The sequence below is a fragment of the Youngiibacter fragilis 232.1 genome (assembly GCF_000495435.3).
GTDB lineage: Bacteria > Bacillota > Clostridia > Clostridiales > Clostridiaceae > Youngiibacter > Youngiibacter fragilis.
Genome location: NZ_AXUN02000193.1, coordinates 1 through 22,091 on the forward strand (window position 1 = coordinate 1; position 22,091 = coordinate 22,091).

The window sequence follows — 22,091 nt, forward strand, 5'->3', positions numbered from 1 at the left end:
CAACCATTCTGACACATAGGGGAAGCGTATAGGGATTCAAAGCACCCTGATCATCAAGAAATAAAAGCCTGGGCTGATGCTCAGTATTTCAAAGAATATGACCCCGAAATGATTAATAAATACATTTCTAGCAGCGGAATGCGGTATAAGAAGAATGAATGGGACAAGATTAATCATGAGAACTACAGAGTGATTGATGATAAGTATAGGAAGTAACTTATAGGGATTTTGAAAGGGGATGGCCAATTGAAGTATTCAGAAATAGAAGTGAAGAAAATGCTTAAAGCAGGCGACTTAAGTCTGGAAGAACAAATCAAGTTTAACATTTTGAACTTTATCAGAACGATTCATCTCAATGATCTGGACTTCATTGAATCATCCTTCGGGTCCGAGTTCTTTGGTGAGCTGCCCATGACCTTTAAGAAGAACTCAGGTCAGGTGATGGGGCTGATTACGGCTACCATCGATGGAGAGGTTCGGAAGTACGTCTTTAACGACAAAGGGTATGAGCCTTTAGAGGATCTTCTTAAGCTGCTCAAATAGTAGGTTGTACCTGTCTGGTTAGAGATTATAGTGTCTCGAAATAAAAATTTTACGCAAATTTGTGAAATGGGTATTGACCACAACATTTTTTTGTAGTAAAATTACGCCATAAGGTGAAATATGAGTAAATGATAAAAGATGAACGAGAGAATATTATTTTCAACAGTTCACCTCAGAATGAAAGGAGGTGCAAATCGTGAGAGAAAAGTATATTAGGTTTGGAGATTTCATTAAGAAGAAGAGACAAGAACATCCAGATGAACTAACACTAAAAGAAGTTTCTAAAATGCTCGGAATATCTCTTTCATTTCTAAGCGATGTTGAAAATAACAGAAGGAAGCCCTTTGATAAGGACAAGATGGAACTGTTTGCAGAACTATTTGATCTCGATGATGAAGAAAAAGCAATGATGTATGACCTTGCAGCTAGAGATCGCGGTGAGGTGCCATCGGATATCGAAGATATCATGATGTATGGTGAAATAGGGGATATGGCGAGACTTGCCTTAAGGAAATCTAACGCAGGAAAGATAAGTGAAGATGATTGGAAACAGTTTATAAGAGATATGGAAAAGAAAAATAATACTAGCGAATGAAAAGAGTAAAACATAATTTATAATGGGCAATGGATAATTTAAAAGAAGATCAATTAGAAATGAAAGCTAATAAAAAAGTGAAAAGCCAAACTAAAAGTGATAAGTAAAATTAAAGTGAGAAAATCAACTATATGAAAATCGATTAAATGAAAACCAACTTAAAAAAATGAAAATCAATTAAAATGAAAATCACTCAAAACTATGAATACTTAAAATAAGAGCTACTTAAAAAAGAAGATCAATTATATAAAATGTGAATATGCCCTCAAAACGATAATTCTAAGTTAAAAACTTAAAGAGCCTAGTAGAGAAAAAATAGAACCATTGAAAAATATTTTAAAATAATTTAAACCACTTATTTCATGTTAGATTATATAACCAAATTATTTATTAGAGAATTTTAAAGACATATTTTTGGAGCAAAGAGGTAATACCGAATACAAACATTTGTTGTTAATAAAGTCCGTATTAGGCGCGGTTGCTTTATCCCGACAAGAATGCGAAAGAGTGGTGATCAGTTTTGATTGAATTCCAGTGGAATAAAATAGATAAGAAGAGCAACACACCTGTGATCAAGGACGTGGAGCTTGATGAACTGGCGGAGATGCTGCTGAAGGATTATAAATCGGCACTCCTTAAAGAGCCAAGAAAAATTAAATACGAGCATTTTCTTGAATCATACCTAGGTGCAAATCTTGAATATCAGCACATCTATTATGGCGAGGATGAAGGTCAAATCTTCGGGGTGACGGCCTTTAATGAAGAAAGACTGAAAATCTTCGATCAGGAGAATCTTTGTACAAGGCACCTGACCCTTGAAAAGAACTCAGTTGTTTTAGACCATTATGTAACAGAGGAAGGTCGAGAAGGATTGGAGCTGTTTACTGGTTTACACGAAGGTGGACATCTATGGTTGCACCCAATGGTTTATTCAGAACCGGCAGAACAGCTCTCTCTTTTTAGTAGTGATACAGAACCCATAAAACCTGTGACATGTTGTAGGCGGTCTGACATTGAGAGTTTTGGCCGAACGTGGAAAGGTTATCGAACACCTGAAGAATGGCGGGAGCACCAGGCTGATTATTTTGCATCTGCCATTGCAATGCCAAAGGCGACATTCGTACCGTTAGTACTTGAGACTTTAAAAGCCAATGGAATAACTGAAGGGTATGTAATTGAAGATGCGGGACTCAAAGAGCGCTTCTTCGCTAAAGAAAAATTGACGAAAGTCACAGTTGATGCCTATGGGGTATCTAAATCAGCTGCATATGTGAAGCTGAGAAAGTTTGGCTTTATAAGAGATACGAAGTCCCTTGAAGAAGAAAATAGTCAGTTTCGACTGTTCTAATAGTACAAAAGAAAAACTAGTTCGCTAGTTTTTTTTACCCAACGATTACGCAATTTGGTGAAATATGAGTAAACGCAATATTTTCACTCACGAAATTAATTGTAACCCCATAAACGTTGATTTTAATGGCTTTGCAGGCATCTGTGGAAAAGACCGGGAATATTATATTGGACAGAACATATGTTCGGTTATATAATATAAATAAGCCTTTTCGCCACAGATAATTCTGAAAAAGGAGGCTCAAAAATGCAGAGAGATACAAAGTTACAGGACCAAAAACAACCGTCTTCCAAAGGAGTGAAAGGGGTGAGGCCTTTGGGGGGAACAAAGAAACTAGAAACACAGCAATTTCATAAGACGAAGCTTCTTCTATCCATCTACCGGACAGTGGTATGGAGGATAGAGACTGCCATATATGAGGTTCAAGAGACAGCACAGGAGTACGGAAGCGATAGAATCTCTGAACTGGTTGATTTTTTAAGCTTGGAACTGGACGAATATGATCTGACAAAAGACAAGAAAGCCATTGAAGACAGGCTTATGTGCATAGCGGAAACCAAGCAGATGATCGAAATCGTGGACAAGGCACTTAAGCATCTGAAAACCCATCCAAAGCATGGACAGGTATACCATGACATCATCACTTACTGTTACATTGATAAAGATGTGATCTGTGATGATGCCATCATGAGTAAGCTGAACTTGACCCAGTCGACCTATTACCGCTATAAGAAACAAGCAACTGAACTCATGGGGATTGCTCTTTGGGGGTACATAATCCCACCTCTAAAAGAATACTGGGACAAGCTTCAATAGAAGTTTGCGGACTAAAACTGACAGTTTATTGAGAGTCGATTGACAGGATAATGATAGTCAAATGATAGGAAATTGACAGTTGAATGAGAGGGAATTGATAGGCTTTTGAAATTGTTTTGACAGTTCGGACCTTCTATAATGAGTATAGTGGGAAGTGTGTCCAAAAAATGAATATAGTGGCAGAATAGCCGCTTGGGTTAGGATTTATATGAGTCTTAACCTAAGCGGCTATTTTTATGCCCATGGAGCGATTTATGCTCTATGGGTGTGTTTGCCCTCGGCCAGTAGGCCCTAGTACGTGTGATGCGTATTAGGGCCTTTTTTAATGCCCTTTTTGGTTGTGCTTCCTCCTAACTACTTATTTCAAAGGAGGAACAGACAATGTTCAAAACATTCAAGACAGGTGGCGTTACTACAACTATCGAGATTTCAGAAGAAGGAAAGGTCACTTATGCAGTTGGTAAAAAGAAAACCACATTTGATCTAAGTGAGTGCGATTCATTCACTTATGAGTTTGAAGCCACAGATGAAAAGTGTGAAATCACAGAAGAGATGATTACAGAGACAGAAGGAGTAGAACCCTGGCTATGGCTTGTGATCAGCAAAGGCGAAGAGAGACTTGAGTATAACAACAATCAGACTGAGAGCAGGCGCCACCACAGCTACTCAGACCAGAACGACAAATTCGACACCCTCATGGCTGATGAAGATGCACTTGATATGGTGCTGGCCAATCTTGAGAAAGAAGCTGTAAGAAAAGCTATTCAGGCTTTGGAGCCACAGCAGCAGGAACTGGTGATGGACATTTATTTTAGAGGGCTTTCCATGGCTGATGTAGCAAGAAGAGATGGCGTTTATAAGTCTTCTGTGACGAAAAGAATGAACCGTATTATCGAGCAGCTAAGTAAAAAATTAAAAAAGTTTTGATTTAGGGGGGCAACTATTGTTTCTCCCATGACCTATATATAGAGGCCACTGATAAGGAACTCAAATCTCAATATGAAAGGTAGGTGAAATGAGATGAGTAAACAAGGCATTTTAAATCTTCAAAAGGCAAAGACAATGCATCATGTGGAGATTGGCATCAAGAAACCAAATCCTAACCAGGTGCTTGCCGCCAGAAAAGTGACACTCCGTGACCGTTTGCTAAATGCAATCTTCGGAGACGGACACAAGATGGTCGTTTTAGTACCTGGAGACAGTGTCGGAAGCATTTCCATTACGGAGATGGAAGTGCACGAAACGGATGAAGCTGAACAATCGAAATAGAGAGGAGCAAGTAAATGAAAGAAAATCAGAATCCAGCATATGTCTTTACCTCTGAATCAGTGACGGAGGGGCATCCAGATAAACTCTGCGATCAGGTGGCCGATGCGATTATGGATGCCATTATAGGGGAGGACCCAGAAGCAAGAACGGCAATCGAAGTCACTGCAGCAGATGGACTCATCTATGTGTTTGGAGAAACCAGCACTGAAAAGAGAATCGACTACAAAAGAGTGATCAAGAATGTGATTTATGACATCGGCTACCGAGCAGATGAACTGTCAACGGATGGTGAGTTTTATAGAATGCTTATCGCAATCAACAAACAATCTCCAGACATCGCCATGGGTGTTGATAAGAAGGAAATTGGTGCCGGAGACCAAGGTATGATGTTTGGCTATGCCACTGACGAAACATCAGAGCTTATGCCTTTAGCATTAGTGCTCTCACATAAGCTTTGCATGAGGTTAGCAGAGGCAAGAAGGTCAGGGCTACTTCCTTACCTTAAACCAGATGGCAAAGCCCAAGTATCGCTAGGATATGGGCAAGACAACAAGCCGTTATCCATTGAAGCGATTGTAGTATCCACCCAACATGCTGAAGGCGTGGACATCAAGAAGCTGAGAGAAGATGTGACGAAGCACATTATCCTTAAAGTCATCCCACATGAGCTTTTGACTGAAAGGACCAAGGTGATGATCAATCCCACTGGAAGGTTCGTGCTTGGTGGTCCAGCTGCTGACTCAGGTCTGACTGGCAGAAAGATAATCGTTGATACCTATGGAAGCAAGGGACGTCATGGCGGTGGCGCTTTCTCAGGAAAGGATCCAACGAAGGTAGACCGCTCAGGAGCATATCTTGCCAGATACATCGCAAAGAACATTGTCGCAGCAGGTCTTGCTAGGGAATGCGAGGTGCAGGTGTCTTACGCTATTGGTGTGGCCAAGCCCGTGTCGTTTAAGGTAGACAGCTTTGGTACAGGAAAACTGCCGGATGAGGTACTCACGGAGATTATCAAAGCTCTAATTGACATGAGACCCGGCACCATCATCAAGTCATTTGGATTGAGACGGCCAATATACAGACAGTTTGCAGCTTACGGTCACTTTGGTAGAGAGAAGATGTCGCTGGACGGTGAAGAAAGAAACACACCCTGGGAGATGAAGGACCTGGTGCCAATTCTTAGAGAGTTGGCTAATGACTATTTTAAGAAGAAAGGAGAATCGAAGGATGAGTAAAATCAAACTCGCACTGGAAGTTGTCAGTGATCTTAAGTCACTGGCTGAGAGTATAGAGACTTTGGTACATGCCATGGAATCAAATGAAGTAGCAAATGAAGCCAACGAAGAACCAACTAAAAAGAAATCAAAGGCCAAGGCAAAGGTGGAAGAACCTGAAGTTGGTGAAGCATCGGTTGAAGATCCAGAAGAAAAACAACCAACCTTGGAAGAAGTCAGAGCAGCTATGGCAGATAAAAGCAGAGACGGTCATAGAGAGGCGGTGAAAGCCATCATCACAAAGTATGGAGCCAATAACCTCTCGTCTCTGGATCCTAAGCATTATGCAGCTGCCCTAAAGGAAGTGGGTGAGCTAAAGTGAGTGGATCATATAATACCCATTCCATCTATTCAGCATCAGGGGCGCACCGGTGGATGAACTGTCCACCATCCGCTCAATTAGAGAAGCAGTTTCCAAATGAGACGAGTACCTTTGCTGAAGAGGGAACAGCAGCTCATGACCTGGCTGAACACAAGCTAAAGAAAGCTCTGAAGATGCGATCTAAAAAACCGACAAGTCCATATCACTCGGACGAAATGGATGAGATGACTGATCTGTATGTGGAGTATTGCCTAGAACTGATTGAGAGTTCAAAAGAGAACTGCTCTGACCTTCAAATCTTAATAGAGCAGAAGCTGGACTTCAGCGATTACGTACCTGAAGGATTCGGGACCGGCGACCTGGTTGTCGTTGGAAATGGAACCCTACATGTGGTGGATTTGAAATACGGACGTGGTGTCATCGTATCAGCAGAAAAGAACCCACAGATGATGCTCTACGCACTTGGAGCCTTATCCCTTTTCGACATGCTTTATGACATCGAGAAAGTGTCCATGGCCATCGTCCAGCCAAGAGTAGATAACTTCTCTACTTGGGAAATCACAGTGGAAGAACTGCTGAAATGGGCTGAAGAAGAATTAAGACCCAAAGCATTACTGGCTAGTACCGGTGGTGGAGAGTTCTGCGCCGGAGATCATTGCAGATTCTGTAGAGCAAAGAATCAGTGCAGGGCTAGGGCTGTGAAAAATCTTGAACTATTAAAGTATGAGTTTCAGGATCCTGCACTTTTAGCTGATGAGGAAATTGCTGAAATCATCGGTCTTGCAGATGAACTTGCTAAATGGGCGGGAGATATCTACACATACGCCACAGCGCTTGCCATCAATGAAGGCAGAGAGTGGGATGGGTTCAAACTGGTCGAAGGAAGAACCAGAAGGAAGTTCACGGATGAAACTGCAGTTGCTGAGACTGCGAAGGAAGCAGGCTATACAGACATCTTCAAACAGAGCTTAATTACCATCACAGAGATGGAGAAGCTCATGGGCAAGAAGAAGTTTAATGACATCCTTGGAAACTTAGTAGAAAAACCAAAGGGGAAACTCACCCTGGTACATGAAACAGACAAGCGTCAAGCTGTGGATCCTATCCATGCAGAGTTTCAGGTGGAAGATTAGATCAAGATTTATGAACGCTTATGAACATTCGAGCGTTATGAAGCATCAATCGATTATTGTAACCAAGCTCAAAAGAGCAAACCAATACAAATTTTAGGAGGATTTTATCATGAGTAAAGAAACGAAAGTAGTCGTACCTGGAAGATTAAGCTATGTGAATGTTTTTGAACCTAAAAGTATCAATGGAAGTGACCCTAAGTACAGCGTTTCAGTCATCATTCCAAAGTCAGACAAGAAGACAGTAAATGCGATTTTGAAGGCAATTGAGGCAGCTAAGCAGGAAGGTGCGCCAAAGTTTGGTGGCAAGGTTCCAACAAATCTTAAAACGCCACTTCGTGATGGCGATATCGACAGGCCAGATGATCCGGCATATGAAGGGTGCTATTTTATCAACGCCAATTCAAAGAACGCACCTCAAGTAGTGGATGGGAAGATTCAAGCCATTCTTGATAGAAGTGAAGTCTACTCAGGCTGTTATGGGAAAGTAAGCCTGAACCTATATGCCTTCAATGTCAATGGAAACCGTGGAATAGCAGCGGGACTTGGGAACGTGCAGAAACTTAAGGACGGAGAGCCACTGGGTGGCATGAGTCGAGCTGAGGATGACTTTGAGATTGAAGCTGACGATGATTTCTTGGCTTAGCAGTAAAGAAGACGGAGAGGAGGTGGTAAGCCCATGAAGATTTTATCCATAGACATTGAGACATTTTCAGATATTGACCTTGGAAAGTGTGGTGTTTACCGCTACACCGATAGTCCAAACTTCGACATCCTACTCTTTGCCTACAGCATTGATGAAGGTCCTGTTCAGCTGATTGATCTGGCCAGTGGTGAAGATATTCCAGAGAAAATAACAGAAGCCATTCTAAGTGAAGACATTATCAAGACTGCCTTTAATGCCAACTTCGAAAGGGTCGCTCTTATGAGATATTTCAGTCGAAAGCTTGATAAGGAAGTGTATCTTAATCCATCTTCATGGCGGTGCAGTGAGGTTCAGGCAGCAATGCTTGGGCTTCCTCTCCACCTTGAGGGAGTAGCAAAGGTGCTAAGACTAGACGCACAAAAGATGTCAGAGGGAAAACCACTGATCAGATACTTCTGTATTCCTTGTAAGCCAACCGCAGCCAATGGTGGGAGAACCAGAAACCTTCCGTCAGATGCACCGGACAAATGGGAGCTATTTAAGCAGTACAACATCAGAGACGTAGAAGTTGAACTGGAAATCAGAAAAAAGATCAAAGACTATCCAATACCAGAATCAGAACAAGCCCTCTATGAACTGGACCAACGAATTAATGATCGAGGCTTTAGGGCGGATATGGATTTCGTGATGCAGGCCATCTCCTGTGATAAGCAGTTTACCGTATCTGCAACAGAAAGAGCCTATGAACTGACTGGTCTCGAAAATCCAAACTCTGTATCACAACTTAAGGATTGGTTATCGGAGCGTGGCGTGGAAGTGGAAAGTCTATCAAAGAAAAACGTAAAAGAGCTGGTCTCAGAAACGGAAGGGGAAGTGGAAGAAGCATTAAAGCTTCGGCTCCTCATGGCCAAGACCAGTGTCAGAAAATATGAAGCCATCGAAAGGGCAGTTTGTTCAGATGGCAGAGTCCATGGACTCTTTCAGTTCTATGGCGCCAATCGAACAGGCCGGTTTGCCGGAAGGCTGGTACAAGTCCAAAATCTCCCACAGAACCACCTTGTAGACCTTAAGCTTGCTAGGGATCTAGTGAAAGAAGGATGCTTTGATGATCTGCAGATGCTCTTTGGAAATACACCTGGGGTACTGTCAGAACTCATTAGAACCGCCTTTATACCAAAAGAAAGTCATCGGTTCATTGTAGCAGACTTTTCAGCCATAGAGGCGAGGGTCCTATCCTGGCTCGCCGGTGAAAAATGGCGGCTTGAAGTATTCCAGTCCCATGGAAAGATCTATGAGGCATCTGCTTCACAGATGTTTCATGTCTCGCTTGAAGATATCACAAAGGGCAGTCCACTGAGGCAAAAGGGTAAAATCTCTGAACTTGCCTGTGGTTATGGCGGAGGCGTTGGAGCACTTAAGTCCATGGGTGCCTTGGAGATGGGTGTGGAAGAACATGAGCTGCAAGGGCTGATTGATAACTGGCGTAGAGCCAATCCCCACATCGTGAACTTCTGGTGGGAAGTGGACAAGATGGCCATCAAGGCAGTGAAGGAGAGAACCCGGACTAGAACGTATGGCATTATCTTCACCTATAAAAGCGGCATGCTTTTTGTCACATTACCTTCAGGTCGTGACCTGGTCTATGTGAAGCCAAAGCTGATGCTGAATAAATTCGGACGAGAGGGTCTGACCTATGAAGGCATTGGAACCACGAAAAAGTGGGAGAGGATCGAAACCTACGGACCAAAGATTGTAGAGAATATTGTTCAAGCCGCATCACGGGATCTTCTGGCTGAGGCCATGCTAAGACTTGATAAAGCAGGGTTTGCCATTGTCGCTCATGTGCACGACGAGGTAATCTGTGAAGTGCCTATGGGCGAGTCCAGCGTAGAAGAAGTGTGCAGCATCATGAGCGAAAGTCCCAAATGGTCGGAAGGGTTACCTCTAGATGCAGACGGTTATGAATGCGACTTTTATCAGAAGGATTAGCAAAGATCTTCACCTGAAGAGAAATGAACAGAAAGCGAGGAAAGATAGATGATTTCAAAAGAGTACGGGAAATACACTTTGATTTGTGATATATGCGGAGCGGGAACAGATGATGAGTTTGATAGCTTCCAAGATGCTATAGATGCCAGAGAAGACATCGGATGGAAGAGTAAGAGAGTCGAAGGGGAATGGGTGGATATTTGCCCGGATTGTATAGAGTAGGAGGTTGCGATGTTTTCTGAAAGATTAAAGACTTCTCGTAAAGAAGTGGGACTAACACAAGTGGAGTTAGCGGAAATTCTTAAAGTTTCAAACGGAACCGTCGGCATGTGGGAAACCGGAAAAAGAGAGCCGAAGTTTGATGCAATGGCACACTTATCAAGAGTACTAAATAAGTCTGTTGATTACCTTCTCGGTCTTTCAGAGAATAAGTCTCCTCAACCAGCAGACGAGATTCATTCTATTAAGGGTAGCAGTCTTCAAGTACACGCAGAGGTAATTTATAGTTTCGATGATTATGACCTTGTTTTAATCAAAAAACAATAGCAATAGAAGGAGGACGCCATGAAATTTATTATTTCAACAGGCAACAGCCGTAAAGATAAAGTTTGGAAAGAACAGACGGTGTCCTGGGAGGAGTTTGCAAAACGACTCTCCCAAACCACCGTCACAAGTGAAACCCAAGAAGAATACAAAAAAATGAAGAAGTACCAACAGGACAATGTGAAAGATGTGGGCGGATTTGTAGCCGGTCAGCTGAAAGACGGAAGAAGAACCAAATCCAGTGTCATTAACCGTTCCATGCTAAGCCTTGATATGGACCATGCAGATGATGCAGTGGCTATAGCTGAGAACATGGAGATGCTCTATGGATACGCAGCAGTGATCTACTCCACCCATAAACATACACCGGAGAAGCCTAGACTTAGGCTGATCATTCCATTATCAAGAACAGTGACAGCAGATGAGTATCAAGCGGTCAGTAGACGAATCGCCAAAGAAATTGGTATCGAGCTATTTGATGATACCACCTACGAACCCAATCGGCTCATGTACTGGCCAAGCACATCCAGTGATGGAGAATACTTCTTTGAAGAAATCAAAGGGAGCTTCCTAAACCCTGATAGCATCCTAAAACTATACGACAACTGGCAGGACTCATCAACGTGGCCGGTGTCATCAAGGCAAACAAAGCTGTTAGACAGGCTGATGAAAAAGCAGGAGGATCCCATCAGAAAGGAAGGGCTGATTGGTGCTTTCTGCAGGAGCTACACCATTGAAGAAGCCATCGAGGTATTTCTCTCAGATGTGTACCAGCCAAGTGTCATGCCTGAGCGTTATGACTATATCCCGGCAGATTCCACAGCAGGCGTTGTGATTTACAGCGGAAAATATGCATACTCCCATCATGCGACAGACCCTGCATGTGGCCATTTGTATAATGCCTTTGACCTTGTAAGGATTCACCGCTTCGGTGAACTAGATGAAGGAGCGGACGAAAAGAAGCAGCTCCCGTCAGTGAAGGCTATGCTTGAGTTTTGCACGACAGATGAAAAGGTAAGAAAGCAGCTTGCAAAAGAGCGTGAAGAGGAAATGAAAGAGGAGTTTGAAAGGGAAGAAGATGACTTTGATGCCGAAGAAGATGAAAAAGAAGAGATTGATGAAGACGAGGATCTCTCCTGGCAGCTACAACTTGAACTGAATAAAAACGGAACGGTAAAAGATACACCGACCAACATCCTGACAATCATCAGAAACGATCCAAGACTTAAAGGTGTGGCTTATAACCAGATGACACATCTGCTAGATGTCAACGGGAAGCTTCCCTGGAAGCAGGTCAAACCAGGATGGAATGACTCGGACCTTGCCAACCTCAAGATGTACTTTGATAAGCATTACGGCATCTGGTCACCGGCAAAGATTAAGGATGCCTTGTTAACAGCGGCATCGGAGCGAGTGTTTCACCCTATCAAAGATTATCTGGAAGGACTGCCGGTTTGGGACGGAACCGAGAGGCTTGATAGTCTACTTATCGACTATCTTGGCGCAGAGGATAACCCGTACACAAGGGCTATCATGAGAAAAACCTTAGTGGCAGCAGTTGCTCGTATCTATGAACCAGGCATCAAGTTTGATTATATTCTGGTTCTCAATGGACCACAGGGCATCGGAAAATCCACCTTCTTTGCAAAACTTGGTGGGAAGTGGTTCTCAGACAGTTTAACCGTATCTGACATGCGCGATAAAGCAGGAGCAGAAAAACTTCAAGGCTATTGGATCCTTGAGCTAGGCGAGCTTGCTGGCCTTCGAAAGATCGATGTAGAGACGGTGAAGTCTTTCATTACCAGAACGGATGATAAGTTCAGACAAAGCTATGGCATCAATGTTGAAAGTCATCCGAGACAGAGTGTTATCGTCGGAAGTACCAACAGCACCAGTGGCTTCTTGAGAGACGTCACCGGAAACAGAAGATTCTGGCCGGTAAGGGTCAATCACGGAAAGAAAAAGGTCTGGGAGATGACGGACATCGATCAGATATGGGCAGAAGCCCTTGAAAAGTATAAAGCCGGTGAACCGCTTATCCTTATTGGTGACGAAGAGAAGATGGCCTATGAAGAACAGCGTGATGCCATGGAAGCAGATGACCGTGAAGGTTTGGTGGAGCAGTATCTTGAAAAGCCACTTCCTGATAAGTGGCACAAGATGGACATCTATGAAAGACGCAGCTATCTAGCCGGTGAGAGCGAGTTTGGTGAAACCATTCCAGAAGGAGCCAATCGAAGAGATAAGGTGTGCTGCATTGAAATTTGGTGCGAGTGCTTCGGTAAGGAGAGAAACACCATTCGTAGAACAGACTCTTATGAAATAGAAGCGATTCTTATGAGGATTGGTGGCTGGAAGCGATATGACGGAAACAAGCGAGGAAATATCAAGTTCCCGATTTATGATTCTCAAAGAGCCTTTGTCCGAGATGAAGGAGAAGAAACTGAATCTGAAAATGAGTAAACTACAGCAGGTAAAGCCTAAAAGTAGGTCAATCAAAAGAAGGAGTCAATCAAAAGGTGGTCGATGGACAGTTATTTGGTGGTAGATGGTATCACCAAGTGGTCTAAGCCGAAAGTGTGAAAGTGGTAAGTGGTAGTCTAAAAAGCTTTATACCACCGACATCTACCACCGACGAAAACCCTTGAAAATCAAGGTGTTCAGTACGGTAGTGGTAGAAGTGGTAGATAACTATATTGAAGTTTTAAGATTATAAGAATAATAAGTAATTCGACCACCTACGCGCGTAAGAGTTTTAAAGCACTATCTACCACCTTTTTAGACCACCAGCTTTTAAAGATGATGTGTAAACATAAATTATGAAATTTGAAGAGATGTTGTGAGATTTGAAGCTTGAAGTGAGCTTTGGATTGGCGCTTCAAACATATAGGGAAAGCAACAGAAATTGAGGTGAAAGACATGACTGAAAAAGAACTTGAGCTGATGCTCGTAAAAGAAGTGAAAAGAAGAGGTGGAAGAGCTTTTAAGTTTATCTCCCCTGGAATAAATGGAGTGCCTGACAGGTTAGTGCTTTTGCCTGGTGGCAGAGCAGGATTTGTTGAAGTAAAGGCGCTAGGAAAGAAGATGAGACCCAATCAGATAAAGCGAAAAGGTGAGCTGGAAGGGCTAGGGTTTTTGGTTTATTGCCTAGACCATCCAGATGACATAGGAGGTGTGGTGGATGGGATTGCCAGAAGTCGTACTACCTAAATCAAGACTACCGTATCACCCTCACGAATATCAGACCCACTGCACTGAGTTCATTTTGGAGAAAACATCTGCTGGGCTTTTCCTGGACATGGGACTTGGTAAGAGTGTGATCACATTGACTGCTCTTGTGGATCTACTGCATGATCGGTTTGAAGTATCCAAGGTCCTAGTGATTGCACCACTCCGAGTGGCAAACACCACATGGCTGGATGAGGTTCTGAAGTGGAAACATCTGAAGAACTTGAGGGTATCGAGGGTTCTTGGTAGTGCAAAGGACCGGACCATGGCCCTTTACAAGAAAGCGGATATCTATACCATCAACCGGGAGAATGTTCCGTGGCTCGTGGACTTTTATAAAAACGAATGGCCCTTTGATATGGTGATTATCGATGAGCTTTCAAGCTTTAAATCACCATCAGCTAAAAGGTTCAGGGCGCTTAAGAAGGTCAGACACAAAATCAAGAGAATTGTGGGGCTGACTGGAACGCCAGCTCCCAACGGCCTCTTAGATATTTGGAGTCAAATCTATCTTTTGGATGGTGGCGAGAGGCTTGGAAGAACTTTCAGTGGATACCGCAGTAGATACTTCCACCCACAGAAATATGTGAATGGCGGTATACCTACGGACTATGCCCTGAACGATGATGCAGAGGAAAAAATCTACGACAAGATTTCTGATATCTGTATCAGTATGAAAGCTCAAGAGTATCTCAAAATGCCGGAGATCATCTTCAACAAAGCAGAAGTGGAGCTTTCAGAAAAGGAAATGAAGCTCTACCGAAAACTTGAACGAGATCTTCTTCTTCCTCTTGAGGACAGTGATGTGGATGCTGCCAATGCGGCAGTGCTTTCCAATAAGCTCCTACAGATGTCTGGTGGAACAGTCTATGACGAGTATGGAGATGTACACCAGATTCATGACAGGAAGCTTGATGCTTTAGAGGATCTTGTTGAAGCAGCCAATGGAAAACCGGTCCTGATCTACTATGGATTCAGACATGAGCGTGATCGAATCAAAGAGAGATTTGATGCGGGAGACATCAACACCTCAGATGACATTGCCAGATGGAACAGGGGAGAAATGAAGATCGCCCTTTGCCATCCGGCATCAGCAGGGCATGGACTCAATCTTCAAGAGGGTGGCTCCACCATCATTTGGTTTAGTGTCACCTGGAGTCTTGAACTTTACCAACAAGCCAATGCCAGACTGTGGCGGCAAGGTCAGAAGCAAACGGTGGTGATCCATCATCTTCTAGCCAAAGATACCATTGATCATAGAGTGATGATGGCACTTGATAATAAAGACACCGGTCAGAACGCTTTGATTGAAGCGGTCAAGGCTAGAATAGAAAACTTGAGAAACGGAGGATAAAGAAATGAGTGTAAATAAATTTAATGCTGAAGGCTATCATGACCCGACAGTTTATGAAGCGTTAACCAATATTGAAAAAGAAGAAAAGCAAAGAAAGAAAAAGAAGATCGTGTTCATCTGCAGTCCCTTTGCCGGTGACATCGAAGGAAACACCAGAAGGGCAAGAAGGTATGGAAGATTTGCAGTGACTGAGAAAGCAGTACCTATCATTCCACATTTGATGTACCCACAGTTTCTTGAGGAAGATGATCCTGAAGAACGACAGCTTGGGATTGATATGGGACTTGTGCTCTTAAGTAAATGTCACGAGCTTTGGGTCTTTGGAAACAGAATCTCATCAGGGATGAGTGTGGAGATTGCCAGAGCGAAGAGATGGAACATACCAATTAGATATTTTACCAACGAGTGTGAAGAAACGGGAGGTGTCCCTCGATGATAGATGAGAAGAAGTGTTTTGGTTACCGAAACGGGAAGTGCGGCGTCCTGAAGGTTAAAAAGTGTGAAGGTGATGGTTGCTCATTTTTCAAGACGAAAGTTCAAGCGTCTGAAGATCAAAAGAAAGTCTTTAGAAGAATTAACTCATTAGATCCTGCTGCTAAAAAGAACATCATGGATCTTTATTACGGAGGAAAGATGAGTCTGCTAGACGAATTGGAGGTGGACTGATGAATGCAAAGGAATATTTGTCACAGGCTCTGTGGCTTGACCAGATGATATTAAGTAAATTGGAACAGTTGGAAACATTGAAGAGTCTATCTATGAAGGTTACATCGAGTTTTGCTGAGGAAAAGATTTCAGGTGGCAATGTTGAGAAGAGTAAGATGGGAAGCACTATCGTAAAAGTTATTGATCTTGAAGGTGAGATCAACGCTGACTTTGTCCGATTGATTGAACTTAAGAAAGAGATTCAAGATACCATTAACAGAATGGAGGATATCAATTACCAACTACTACTTGAGATGCGCTATCTAAACGGGAAGAACTGGGAGGAAATTGCTCAGGAGTTAAAATACAATAATCGGACGGTCTTTAAAGTTCATGGCAAAGCCCTTAAGCAATTTGAGCGTGTCAGATCAAGAGGGCAGTAAAGGGCATAGAAGGGCAGTACCCTTAAGTGTTATAGTATATGGTGTAAAGGTATAGAAAATCCGAGAACACCATATGCTGTAGCATACGCCTAAGCTATATCGATTCGATTCTTAGGAAACGCAGCATTCTTGGATCCCAAGCTCTGGTTAATGAACTGGAGCTTTTTCTATACCTTTCTTAAGGGAAAAACGGGAGGTGAAGCTGATGCCCTGGAAACCAAAGAGCATCTGTAACTATCCTGGGTGTCAGTCGCTGACCCATGATAGATATTGTGAGCAGCACAAGAAAGAAATGATTAGGGTTCAGAACGACAGGAGTTCAAAGATGTACACCTACCAGTGGCGAAAGGCCAGCAAGGAGTTTCTTAAGAAGCATCCCCTGTGTGTTCACTGCGAGAGAGAAGGAAGACTCACCCCGGCAACTGAGGTGGACCACATCAAACCACACGGTGGTGACCGGAAGCTCTTCTGGAACAAAAACAACTGGCAGCCACTTTGTAAAAGTTGTCACTCCAAGAAGACCGCTGAAGAAGATGGAGGCTTTGGAAACAATCCAAAACCCACGAGAGGGTAGGGGGTCACAATCTCTACAGAAGTGGCCGGGCGACAACGCGCCAGGGTCTTCTGTGAAAAATCGCGAAAATCCAAAGGGGGGTATATCCCGAAATTTATGCGCAATATTCAAAGGGAGATAATTCCCTGAAAACCGCATAAATAGTGGGATGTAGCGACCCATTAATAAACAAGAAACTAAGTCAAAGTGAATTCATTACAACCTTGAAAAACAGGTGTTTTTCTATAATATTTTATGAGTTTTAGCCTATAGACCTCGGTCTAGGGCTTTTTTAATGCCAAGAAACGGAGGGAATTTGATGAAACAGGACATGATTATAAGAAAAGTGCCGGTAACGGATATCAACCCGGCAGAGTATAACCCAAGAAAAGATTTAAAGCCCGGAGATCCTGCTTATGAAAAGCTGAAAAGGTCCATGACGGAGTTCGGGTATGTGGAGCCAATCATCTGGAATGAAGAGACTGGCAATATTGTCGGGGGCCATCAAAGATATAAGGTGCTGGTGGCAGAAGGCCATACTGAAGTTGAATGTGTCATTGTTAAGATGAGTTCTGAGAGGGAAAAAGCGCTCAATGTGGCTCTTAACAAAGTCACAGGCGATTGGGAGTTTGAAGCTCTGGCTGATCTGAAAAAAGATCTGGAAGCACAGGACTTTGATGTGACTCTTACCGGATTTGATGCTGCAGAGATTGAAGACCTCTTTAGCCAGGTTCATGATAAGGATGCAAAAGATGATGATTACGATGTGAATAAAGCATTAGAGGAAGCGGCCTTTGTTAAACCCGGAGATGTATGGCTCCTCGGAAGACACCGTCTGATTTGTGGTGATGCAACGAAACCAGAAGATGTAGAAAAGCTTATGGATGGAAAGAAGGCCAATCTAGTTCTTACGGACCCGCCTTACAATGTGGACTTCGAAAGCGCCAGCGGTCTTAAAATCCAAAACGATAAGCAGGATAACGACACCTTCTACAGTTTTCTGCTTGCAGCTTTTAAGAATATGGCGGAGCATACTGCACCTGGTGGATCCATCTATGTTTTTCATGCGGACACAGAAGGACTCAATTTTAGAAGGGCATTCATTGAGGCAGGCTTCCACTTAAGTGGCGTCTGTATCTGGAAGAAGAATTCTCTGGTTCTTGGCAGAAGCCCATACAACTGGATCCATGAACCGATTCTCTTCGGATGGCTTAGAGGTGGAAAGCACAAATGGTTCACCGGAAGATCTGAGACCACAGTATGGAACTACGATAAGCCAAAGAAGAACGGTGAACATCCAACCATGAAGCCGGTACCGCTTCTTTGCTACCCAATCAAGAACTCATCCCAGGTCAACGGAATTGTCATGGACCTATTTGGTGGCAGCGGTTCTACACTCATTGCCTGTGAGCAGATTGACCGAACCGCATATACACTAGAACTCGATCCTAAGTATGCCACAGTCATTGCAAAAAGATACATTGAGCAGTTAGGAACAGACGATGATGTATATGTACTTCGGGATGGCGAAAAAATCGCATATAAAGATTTTAATAGGGAAGGGAGTGCAGAGCATGAACTTCCTTGATTTTTGTTCGGGTATTGGTGGATTCAGAATGGGGCTGGAACTTGCCGGGCATAAGTGCATTGGATTTTGTGAATATGATAAATACGCTGTTAGAAGCTATAAGGCTATGTTTGATACGGAAGGAGAGTGGTTTGCGGATGACGTCACCAAACTTAAATCAGATGAAATCCCCTATGCAGACATCTGGTGTTTTGGATTCCCATGCCAGGACATCTCAGTTGCCGGAAAGCAAAAGGGACTTAGAGGAGAAAGAAGTGGAATCTATTTCAGCATCATTGACCTTGTCAAAGGCAAAAAAGAAGAAGATAAACCCACATTCCTACTCATTGAGAACGTTAAAAACCTGCTATCAATTAATTCTGGATTCGATTTTGCCACCGTTCTCTCTGAGCTGGATGAAGCAGGGTATGATGCAATGTGGCAAGTGCTTAACTCTAAAAACTTCGGAGTCCCCCAAAACAGGGAGCGGGTGTTTGTTGTCGCAAATCTTAGAAGCAGAGGTAGACGAGAAATATTACCTGTCGAAGGAGAAAACGGAGCAGCTATTAAGCAAATTATAGCGGGTCCTCAAGGGTATCGGGTAATGAGTACTGAAGGGGTATCCTGCACTCTAGCCAGTAATGCCGGTGGAGCCGGAGCAAAAACCGGATTGTATTTTATCGACCAGTCAACAAAGAAGACTAAACTCACGGAAGAGTCTCGCTGCATCACTTCTAGATATACTGCGGGGATAACTAACAGAACAGCTATGAACAGTGGTGTACTGGAAGCACATCCTGTACTTACGCCGGAGAGACTTAATAAAAGACAAAATGGCAGAAGAATGAAGAATTCTGATGAGCCTATGTTCACACTGACTTCTCAAGATCGTCACGGTGTTGCAATCAAAGAAGCTACCAAGAAAGGGTATGCAGAAGCTGAAAAAGGAGATAGTATCAACCTTTCATTTCCTGGAAGCAACACCAGGCGGGGGCGAGTCGGAAAGAAGATCGCTCAAACCTTGGATACCCAATGCATGCAGGGTACCCTTTCCAGTGAACTTCGCATTCGAAGGCTTACACCGAAAGAATGCTTCAGGCTTCAGGGGTTTTCGGATGAGATGTTTGAAAAAGCAAGAGCCGTCAATTCCGATGCACAACTATATAAACAAGCTGGAAATGCAGTAACGGTGAATGTGGCATATGCAGTGGCCCTATCTCTTGGAACGGATAAGGATGTATAAATAAATACAGTATTTTCCTCATAATTAACTTGCTATATATCTCGTTTAGAGTGATATATGTACATGACCAAAGAAACACACCTAAATGAGAAAGGGGAAAATACCATGGCAAACAAGGATTTTTTAAAGAGCAACTTCGGCATCGAGATTGAATTTACAGGAATCACAAGAAGAAAAGCAGCTAAGATTGTAGCAGAGCATTTAGGTGGTAGCCTCGAGGAGCTTCACGATTACTACGGAACCTTCAGAATCACAGCCCCAGATGGACGAAAGTGGAAAGTGATGTATGACGGAAGCATAACCACTCAAAAGAAATCAGGCGGCCAGAAGGTTTCAGCCTCAAAAGAATATAGCGTCGAACTGGTCAGCCCAATCCTAACCTACGAAAAGGACATGGCAAACCTTCAGGAGATTGTGAGAAAACTCAGGAAGGCCGGAGCTTTTTCAGAACAGCAAAACTGCACAGGGATTCACATCCACCTGGACGGCAGGGACCACACACCAAGGTCCATCAGAAACTTCATGAACATCATCTACTCAAGAAACGACCTTTTATACGATGCCCTTCAGATAGAGAGAAGAAGGATGCACTACTGCAAAAAAATGGACCAAAGCCTTGTTGAAAGGATGAACAAGAAAAAGCCAACCACCATGAAGCAGATTGAAGACATCTGGTACCAAGACTACAGTGAGAGAAGAGAAAGACACTACCATGAAAGCCGATACCATTTTCTAAACCTTCACAGCCTTTTTAACGGATGCGGAACGGTTGAACTTAGGGGATTCAACGGAACCCTCCACGCAGGAAAGATTCGAAGCTACGTTGCCTTAAGCCTTGCGATGAACCATCAGACCTTGACTCAAAAGAGTGCCAGCAGCAAGAAGCCACAGATTGAAAACCCAAAGTTCTCCATGAGAACCTGGCTTAACCGAATCGGCTTTATCGGAGACGACTTCAAGAACTGCAGAGAGCACCTTTGCAAGCACCTGGATGGCAGTGCAGCCTGGAGATTTCGTACAGTCGCATAGATAAAAAAGGCGGCGCCTTCAAGCCCATCGAGCGGGAGACCGCTCTTAAGGTGGTAGAAGGGTTCCCATCTTCAAACAAAAGCCCACACGGGCGAAGCTGAGGGGGATAAACCGCTCTTTAAGAAAGGATGAAGTGATGATGAAAGTGGAAAAAAGACTAAACGTGGCCTATGGGTCTAATCTCAATCTCGGTCAAATGGTAATGAGGTGCAAGGCGGCTAAGGTCTATGGAAAAGGGATGCTAAAAGGATATCGTCTACTATTTAAAGGTCAGATGGAAAACGCCTACTGCACCATTGAGAAAAAACGTGGTGGTAAAGTCCCGGTGGTTGTTTGGGAACTTGAGCCTGAAGATGAAAAGGCACTGGACTTTTACGAGGGCTATCCGAGGTTCTATGAAAAAGAAGATGTGAAAGTAACTCTAGAGGATGGAACGGTCATTACAGCCATGGTGTACATCATGACCGATAAGATTCTAGATAGGATCCATCTCAACCTTCCAAGCAGAAGTTATCTAGAAACTGTGAAAGAAGGTTATAAGGCTGCCGGATTTGATGAAACATTTATAGAAGAGGCTCTGGCCATCAGTGAAAAAGCCATTAAGAAGTACCCGCCGAAATTTCTATAAGCCTTAGAAAATATACATCATTTCTCAATATAAGACTTGCATTTATGTAGCTTTAGAGTGATATATGGTAGTACCAAAAGCAAACAAAATGCAAGGAGGTCAAAGAAATGATGATTCAGAAGAAAGACAGGTTTGAAAACAGAAGTGGTAAGGTTTATGAAATCGCTGGGAAATGGGATCGGGATTTTATCCTAGCACCCATTGAAGAAGCTGATAATGAATGCCTGATCTACACACCCGGTGAGATGGAGGAATTTCTGGAAACAGGGTACTTCAAAAGAGTGGGAGGGGGAAAGTGATGAAAGCATTATTCGGTAGAAAAGTTTGTGATCTAGTAGAGCTTAAAGAACTCACCCACCAAGCCATCAAAGAAGGAAAGAAAGGTCAGCCATACACCATCACGAGAGAAGTGATTCTAAAGGATGCGGAGTTCAGAGATTTTGCACAGGACTTTTTCAAAGATCAGCCTTGGATTTCTCATGAAGATGGTGGGATGGACCAAGACGGTAAGATCAGATGCATCAGAGTCGTAAATATCGACACAGGAGAGAAGGTCCTGGTAAATACGGAAGGTTATGATTACCCTCGTTACACTGGTCTTGAACTTTAAAAACTGAAGAAAGCAAAAAGCAGGCTTAGCGGCCTGCTTCTTTGATATAGGCAATACAATTATTGCAGATGAGCTTTCCTTTGAATTCACGTGTACCTTTTGCATTGCCGCAGATTGCACACTGTGGCTCGTACTTGCCGAGGATAATGGTATCTTCACTGGTGAAAATCTCAAGTGGTGATTTCTGATCGATGCCGAGTGTGTCTCTTAGTTCTTTTGGGATGACGATTCTTCCAAGCTGATCAACTTTCCGAACAATGCCTGTTGATTTCATTTGCACCTCCTAGGTTGTTACTACTATGGTATATGAAAGAAA

Annotated in this window: 27 protein-coding genes; 26 read left to right on the forward strand and 1 reads right to left on the reverse strand. The window is 43.2% G+C overall.

Annotation, left to right across the window (positions count from 1 at the left end):
- Positions 1 to 246 precede the first annotated feature (246 nt).
- The 26 genes from T472_RS13385 to T472_RS13505 all read left to right on the forward strand — a co-directional run bounded on the left by T472_RS13385 (position 247) and on the right by T472_RS13505 (position 21,775).
- Positions 247 to 543, forward strand: a complete 297-nt coding sequence (locus tag T472_RS13385) for a hypothetical protein (RefSeq protein WP_040907654.1) — start codon at positions 247 to 249, stop codon at positions 541 to 543.
- Positions 544 to 739: 196 nt separating this feature from the next.
- Complete coding sequence (locus T472_RS13390; RefSeq protein WP_023383341.1) at positions 740 to 1,138, forward strand: helix-turn-helix domain-containing protein; 399 nt, start codon at positions 740 to 742, stop codon at positions 1,136 to 1,138.
- Between the two features lie 520 nt (positions 1,139 to 1,658).
- Entirely contained in the window at positions 1,659 to 2,486 is an 828-nt protein-coding gene (locus tag T472_RS13395; RefSeq protein WP_023383342.1) for an ImmA/IrrE family metallo-endopeptidase, read from the forward strand.
- A gap of 246 nt (positions 2,487 to 2,732) precedes the next feature.
- Positions 2,733 to 3,302 (forward strand): DUF1492 domain-containing protein, encoded by a 570-nt coding sequence (locus tag T472_RS13400; protein WP_023383343.1) that lies wholly within the window; start codon positions 2,733 to 2,735, stop codon positions 3,300 to 3,302.
- 381 nt (positions 3,303 to 3,683) lie between these two features.
- Positions 3,684 to 4,229: a sigma-70 family RNA polymerase sigma factor gene (locus T472_RS13405; protein ID WP_023383344.1), complete on the forward strand. Its 546-nt coding sequence runs from the start codon at positions 3,684 to 3,686 to the stop codon at positions 4,227 to 4,229.
- Between the two features lie 93 nt (positions 4,230 to 4,322).
- Complete coding sequence (locus T472_RS13410; RefSeq protein WP_023383345.1) at positions 4,323 to 4,571, forward strand: hypothetical protein; 249 nt, start codon at positions 4,323 to 4,325, stop codon at positions 4,569 to 4,571.
- Positions 4,572 to 4,585: 14 nt separating this feature from the next.
- Positions 4,586 to 5,806, forward strand: coding sequence for a methionine adenosyltransferase (metK, locus tag T472_RS13415; protein WP_023383346.1), 1,221 nt, complete (start codon positions 4,586 to 4,588; stop codon positions 5,804 to 5,806).
- Complete coding sequence (locus tag T472_RS13420) at positions 5,799 to 6,167, forward strand: hypothetical protein (RefSeq protein WP_023383347.1); 369 nt, start codon at positions 5,799 to 5,801, stop codon at positions 6,165 to 6,167. The genes metK and T472_RS13420 overlap by 8 nt, the downstream gene beginning before the upstream one ends.
- Positions 6,164 to 7,300, forward strand: coding sequence for a DUF2800 domain-containing protein (locus tag T472_RS13425; RefSeq protein WP_023383348.1), 1,137 nt, complete (start codon positions 6,164 to 6,166; stop codon positions 7,298 to 7,300). The genes T472_RS13420 and T472_RS13425 overlap by 4 nt, the downstream gene beginning before the upstream one ends.
- Before the next feature lie 109 nt (positions 7,301 to 7,409).
- Positions 7,410 to 7,943 carry a DUF2815 family protein gene (locus tag T472_RS13430; RefSeq protein WP_023383349.1) on the forward strand — a complete coding sequence of 178 codons (534 nt, stop codon included), beginning with the start codon at positions 7,410 to 7,412 and terminating at the stop codon, positions 7,941 to 7,943.
- 33 nt (positions 7,944 to 7,976) lie between these two features.
- On the forward strand, positions 7,977 to 9,932 hold the full coding sequence (locus T472_RS13435) for a DNA polymerase (RefSeq protein ID WP_023383350.1): 1,956 nt from the start codon (positions 7,977 to 7,979) through the stop codon (positions 9,930 to 9,932).
- Between the two features lie 48 nt (positions 9,933 to 9,980).
- On the forward strand, positions 9,981 to 10,154 hold the full coding sequence (locus tag T472_RS19785; RefSeq protein WP_023383351.1) for a hypothetical protein: 174 nt from the start codon (positions 9,981 to 9,983) through the stop codon (positions 10,152 to 10,154).
- Positions 10,155 to 10,163: 9 nt separating this feature from the next.
- Positions 10,164 to 10,478 carry a helix-turn-helix domain-containing protein gene (locus T472_RS13440; protein WP_023383352.1) on the forward strand — a complete coding sequence of 105 codons (315 nt, stop codon included), beginning with the start codon at positions 10,164 to 10,166 and terminating at the stop codon, positions 10,476 to 10,478.
- 18 nt (positions 10,479 to 10,496) lie between these two features.
- Positions 10,497 to 12,938 (forward strand): virulence-associated E family protein, encoded by a 2,442-nt coding sequence (locus tag T472_RS13445; RefSeq protein WP_023383353.1) that lies wholly within the window; start codon positions 10,497 to 10,499, stop codon positions 12,936 to 12,938.
- Positions 12,939 to 13,394: 456 nt separating this feature from the next.
- On the forward strand, positions 13,395 to 13,685 hold the full coding sequence (locus T472_RS13450; RefSeq protein WP_040907657.1) for a VRR-NUC domain-containing protein: 291 nt from the start codon (positions 13,395 to 13,397) through the stop codon (positions 13,683 to 13,685).
- A complete protein-coding gene (locus T472_RS13455) occupies positions 13,657 to 15,057 on the forward strand; it encodes a DEAD/DEAH box helicase (RefSeq protein ID WP_023383355.1) in 1,401 nt (466 codons plus the stop codon). The genes T472_RS13450 and T472_RS13455 overlap by 29 nt, the downstream gene beginning before the upstream one ends.
- A 4-nt stretch (positions 15,058 to 15,061) precedes the next feature.
- Positions 15,062 to 15,493, forward strand: coding sequence for a DUF7768 domain-containing protein (locus tag T472_RS13460; RefSeq protein WP_023383356.1), 432 nt, complete (start codon positions 15,062 to 15,064; stop codon positions 15,491 to 15,493).
- Positions 15,490 to 15,723, forward strand: coding sequence for a hypothetical protein (locus T472_RS13465; protein ID WP_023383357.1), 234 nt, complete (start codon positions 15,490 to 15,492; stop codon positions 15,721 to 15,723). The genes T472_RS13460 and T472_RS13465 overlap by 4 nt, the downstream gene beginning before the upstream one ends.
- Positions 15,723 to 16,145 (forward strand): DUF1492 domain-containing protein, encoded by a 423-nt coding sequence (locus tag T472_RS13470; RefSeq protein ID WP_023383358.1) that lies wholly within the window; start codon positions 15,723 to 15,725, stop codon positions 16,143 to 16,145. Before T472_RS13465 ends, T472_RS13470 begins: the two co-directional genes overlap by 1 nt.
- A 205-nt stretch (positions 16,146 to 16,350) precedes the next feature.
- Positions 16,351 to 16,719, forward strand: coding sequence for an HNH endonuclease (locus T472_RS13475; protein WP_023383359.1), 369 nt, complete (start codon positions 16,351 to 16,353; stop codon positions 16,717 to 16,719).
- Positions 16,720 to 17,029: 310 nt separating this feature from the next.
- A complete protein-coding gene (locus T472_RS13480) occupies positions 17,030 to 18,286 on the forward strand; it encodes a site-specific DNA-methyltransferase (RefSeq protein WP_040907660.1) in 1,257 nt (418 codons plus the stop codon).
- Positions 18,222 to 19,508: a DNA (cytosine-5-)-methyltransferase gene (dcm, locus tag T472_RS13485; protein WP_052011821.1), complete on the forward strand. Its 1,287-nt coding sequence runs from the start codon at positions 18,222 to 18,224 to the stop codon at positions 19,506 to 19,508. The genes T472_RS13480 and dcm overlap by 65 nt, the downstream gene beginning before the upstream one ends.
- A gap of 105 nt (positions 19,509 to 19,613) precedes the next feature.
- A complete protein-coding gene (locus T472_RS13490; protein ID WP_023863644.1) occupies positions 19,614 to 20,537 on the forward strand; it encodes an amidoligase family protein in 924 nt (307 codons plus the stop codon).
- Between the two features lie 139 nt (positions 20,538 to 20,676).
- Positions 20,677 to 21,165 (forward strand): gamma-glutamylcyclotransferase family protein, encoded by a 489-nt coding sequence (locus tag T472_RS13495; RefSeq protein WP_023863645.1) that lies wholly within the window; start codon positions 20,677 to 20,679, stop codon positions 21,163 to 21,165.
- Positions 21,166 to 21,272: 107 nt separating this feature from the next.
- On the forward strand, positions 21,273 to 21,464 hold the full coding sequence (locus tag T472_RS13500; protein WP_023387909.1) for a hypothetical protein: 192 nt from the start codon (positions 21,273 to 21,275) through the stop codon (positions 21,462 to 21,464).
- Complete coding sequence (locus T472_RS13505) at positions 21,464 to 21,775, forward strand: hypothetical protein (RefSeq protein WP_023387910.1); 312 nt, start codon at positions 21,464 to 21,466, stop codon at positions 21,773 to 21,775. The genes T472_RS13500 and T472_RS13505 overlap by 1 nt, the downstream gene beginning before the upstream one ends.
- A 25-nt stretch (positions 21,776 to 21,800) precedes the next feature.
- Here T472_RS13505 and T472_RS13510 read toward each other — a convergent pair whose 3' ends face one another.
- A complete protein-coding gene (locus tag T472_RS13510; protein WP_023387911.1) occupies positions 21,801 to 22,049 on the reverse strand; it encodes an AbrB/MazE/SpoVT family DNA-binding domain-containing protein in 249 nt (82 codons plus the stop codon).
- Between the last annotated feature and the right edge of the window lie 42 nt (positions 22,050 to 22,091).